The sequence below is a fragment of the Methanobrevibacter sp. genome, assembly GCF_045646045.1.
Classification (GTDB): domain Archaea; phylum Methanobacteriota; class Methanobacteria; order Methanobacteriales; family Methanobacteriaceae; genus Methanocatella.
Genome location: NZ_JAZRJY010000069.1, coordinates 1 through 4614 on the forward strand (window position 1 = coordinate 1; position 4614 = coordinate 4614).

General features: G+C 30.1%; 2 protein-coding genes. One reads left to right on the forward strand and one right to left on the reverse strand.

Features of this window, described 5'->3' with window-relative positions; genetic code table 11:
- A partial coding sequence (locus ACKI5C_RS04305) for an Ig domain-containing protein (RefSeq protein WP_407431976.1) occupies positions 1 to 2167 on the forward strand: 2167 nt, incomplete at its 5' end.
- Between the two features lie 1035 nt (positions 2168 to 3202).
- Here ACKI5C_RS04305 and ACKI5C_RS04310 read toward each other — a convergent pair.
- The gene (locus ACKI5C_RS04310) at positions 3203 to 4285 is read right to left on the reverse strand and encodes a tyrosine-type recombinase/integrase (protein WP_407431977.1); all 1083 of its coding nucleotides are present in this window, start codon (positions 4283 to 4285) and stop codon (positions 3203 to 3205) included.
- Between the last annotated feature and the right edge of the window lie 329 nt (positions 4286 to 4614).

Below are 4614 nucleotides of genomic sequence, written 5' to 3' on the forward strand. Positions count from 1 at the left end.
AGGAGAAATTGTTGCACTAAGCGAAGGTGAAACTACAATCACAGTTTCATTCAACGGTAACGAAATGTACGCACCTGCACCTGAAAACAAAACCATCGAAGTAACGGTTAAAAAAATACCTACCGAAATCACTGTTGAAAAAACTAAAATTGAAATGGCTCCAATTGATGTTGTTCCTTCCGGCGCAAACTTAACTAATGCTCCAAGTCTCTTATTAAATTATACTTCAAGCAATCCAAGTGTTGCTACAGTAATATTAGGAGAAATTGTTGCACTCAGTGAAGGTGAAGCTACAATCACAGTATCATTCAACGGTACTGCAAGATATGCTGCTGCTGAAAACAAAACCATCGATGTGATCGTTAATAAAATACCTACCGAAATCACTGTTGAAAAAACTACTATTGAAATGGCTCCAATTGATGTTGTTTCTTCCGGCGCAAACTTAACTAATGCTCCAAGTCTCTTATTAAATTACACTTCAAGCAATCCAAGTGTTGCTGCTGTAATATTAGGAGAAATTGTTGCACTCAGTGAAGGTGAAACTACAATCACAGTTTCATTCAACGGTACTACAAGATATGCAGCTGCACCTGAAAACAAAACCATAAAAGTAACAGTTAAAAAAATACCAACAGAAATTACAATTGAAAATGCTACATTAGACTTGAAAGTACTTCAAGTTGTTCCTGCCGGAGCTAACTTAACTCCTGCATTAGATATCTTATTAAATTATACTTCAAGCAATTCAAGTATTGTTTCTGTTGTATTAGGTGAAATTATTCCACTCAGTGAAGGTGAAGCTACAATTACAGTTTCATTCAACGGTACTGCAAGATATGCAGCTGCTGAAAGCAAAACCATTACAGTTAATGTAAGCTTATGGGATGCAAGCGTTAGCGTTGACAATCAAACATTGGATTTATTAATCAATGATACTTATTCAATTAATGCTACTGCCACTCCTATTTTCTTGCCTATTAATTATACTTCCAGCGATGAGTCTGTTGCAACTGTTGATGCGAATGGTACTGTTACTGCTGTAGGTGAAGGTACTGCAATCATTACAGCAACAGTTGGTCAAGGAATCATATTTACTGTTAACTCAACAAACGTTACAGTTACTGTTCATGACGCAGCACCTGATATCGTATTAACTGCTGATGATGTGACCAAATATTATGGTGCACCTGACAAATTTATAGCAACTCTTACTGACGGCGAAGGAAATCCTATTTCTGATGTAAACGTAACCATCAGTATTAACGGCCAAGAGTATCAAAGAACAACCGATAAGGCTGGTCAAGCTTCCTTAGGTATTAACTTGATTGCCGGCGAATATCCTGTTGTTGCTAGTTACAATGGAATTTCCGTTAATGCAACAGTTACTGTTTTAACAACCATCATCAGTAAAGACGTTACTAAAGTATTCAGAAATGCAACCCAATACTACGCTGTATTCCTTGACAGCGAAGGTAACTACCTTAAAAAAGGTACTTTTGTCAGATTCAACATCCATGGTGTAATGTATGACCGTGAAATATTAGACGATAAAGGATTAGCCAGATTAAACATTAACTTAAATCCGGACACCTATATTATCACTGCATTCAACCCACTTACCGGTGAACAAAAAGGATATAATATTACAGTATTATCCAGAATCACTGAAAACAAAGATATTACTAAATATTATAGAAATGAAACCCAATACACTGCTAAAATCATCGGTGATGACGGCAAAGCTGTCGGTGCAGGTGAAACCGTTAAATTCAACATCAACGGAGTATTCTACGAAAGACAAACTGATGCTAATGGTATCGTTAAGTTAAACATTAACTTACAGCCTGGAGATTACGTCATTACTGCAGAATACAAAGAATGTATGGTATCTAATAATATTAAAGTATTACCTACATTAACTGCAAATGATTTAACCAAGAAATATGGTACTCCAGATCCTTTCGTTGCAACTCTCGTTGACGGTCAAGGAAAACCTTATGCAAATCAAAAAATAGGTTTCAACATCAACGGTGTATTCTATTACAGAACAACAGAAAGCAACGGTCAGGCAAAATTAAACATTAATCTTCAGCCAGGCCAATACATTATAACCTCAAGTTATAATGATGCTATTATAGGAAACACTGTAACTGTAACTGCATAAAAGAAGTAATTTTTACTTCTTTTCTTTTATTTTTTTAAAATATTAACTAAAAAATTTAAACCATCTACTATATATTAATATACTCTCTTAAATCATTTTTTAATTGAAATAGCTAAATTATAATTACTTTAGAAAAAAATAATTTTTGTTTGTTTATTAAAAATGTTGTAAACAAAAAATGCCTAACTATTTTTTAAAATTACTATATTTAAATTAATGGTTGGGATGAAACTTTTGATTATTGTTATGTTGAATTGCAATTAAAATGCATGTGTCTTTTTGGATTATGTATGTTGGCCCTGACATATATACGTTTGAAAGTAAAATTTCAAATAAATATGCTAATTACCCACACATGAAAATTCGAACAGATGAAAAAGCACTGATTTTGATTATTCAATAAATAAATTTTATAAAATTTAATAAATTTTATAAAAATTTATAAAAACAGAGGTAATGCAGGTTCAGTTAATTCTATAGAAAAATATTTGCCTAGAAAATTTTAATCAATTATAAATAACATATCAAAACAGTAAAAATACAGTTTAATTAATTGTTATATCATTAATAAAGTTCATAGAAAGCTTTTTTTATTGTTAATTACTGTTAGTGTAAAAAAGAAGTAGTCGGCATAGTATTTCCGTATATAAAACCTAATTATATACTAATGGATAAAGTAGTATTAATGGTATAAGTAGATATTATGGTATTAATAGTATTAATGGTATAATATATAATTATAGTATATTGGGTATTATTAGTAAATATATATTAGTACATATTTCCATATAGTAGTAATATCCATATTTATGTATTAATACATATTTCCATATTTACAGAAAGTATATATTATACATATTTTACCACTTATACTCAAATAATATTGAGAAAATGGTAAAAATCATTAGCTTCATATATATCAAGCTGTTGATAAATACTATTTTCTACTGAAAACACTATTTTTTATTAAAATTCATGAAATTTAATAAAATTTAGCGCATCTAATATAAAATTTAAAATTAAAAATTAATAAATTTAATGCCTGAAGCGCATATTATTAACTTTTAATTTTTGTTTCATTTGTTCACGATCAACATGAATATATTTGTCTGTTGTTTGTGAATTTGAATGGCCTGCAATCGTTTGAACCTCAGCAACAGTCAAAATTTCCGCATAATGGGATAAAGCAGTGTGTCTGAGGATGTGAACACTGACATTTTTGGAATAATCTACAGGACAGTCAATATTTTCATCAGAAATTCTTGCATCAGTTAATTTGGCATACTTTTTGATGATATCCTGAACTGCACGCTTTCCAATACGTTTGCCTTTCTGATTTAAAAATAATTCTTCACGATTGACTTCTTCAGCAGCCTTTTTACGCTGAATTACTGGTCTATATACATCATAAGTGTTTTTTCTAAGCTTAGTTATTCTATCGTATATCATATCATTGAGTGAAACCAATGTATCATAGGTAATGAAAGTAGTACGATCTTTCAATTCTCCTTTTGTAGTTTCTGCTCTTAGATATATCTCAATAAACTCATTAGTATCGTTTGGAAGTTCATAAAAACCGTTATCATTAATAGGAACCTGAATATCTGTTTTGTTTAATAGAACCAGTTCCTTTAACCTCATACCTGAATCAAGAAAAGTAGCGCAAATTGCATAATCTCTCTTGTTTCCTTCCAATTCTATTGTTTGAAGTAAATAATTACTTTGTGGACGTGTTAAACTAATTTTTTCAATTCTTTTTTTAGCAGTTTCAGGATCTTCAGCTTTAACCTCAATAATATCCTTCATTTTGATTGTTTCATGCTGGATTTCTTCCTGAACATCTTCAGAATTTATGAATTCCAGAATATTCATCATATATGTTTTAACTGTAGTCCTTTTATTTTCACGTTGTTTTAGACAATATCTTCTGTATTGACGAAGCTGTTTTTTGACATTGGAGTCAGTTAATTCCTCTACACCTTTGTCTTCAAGAAAATTTATAAATTTCGAAATATTAAATGTCTGTTTTTTCACTGTTTCTTCAGTTAAGTTCTTTACCTCTTGCTTTTCTTCCAAATATTCTTCTAAGTAATCATTTAGCTCTGATGTGGCTAACATATCCTTTTTCACCATCACTATATTTTACTCAAACCCTTGTTATACTATTGAATTTTTTAGTATATAAAGACTTCGTATCTTTTCTTTTAGTACGTATATTATTACATAAAATATACGTTTCTTTTATATATAAAATTTGGATAATTTGGGAGTTTCTGGTGAAGTGTAGAAAGTTGACAAAGACATATACATCAAGTGGTTTCAAAATGGTAATTTCTTCAATTTTTGATTTTGTAATAAAAATATGGATCAAAAGTAATAATTAATTTTCAAAAAAAAAATTTTTCAAAAAAAAATTGTATTGAACTACCATGACTAACATAGATCAT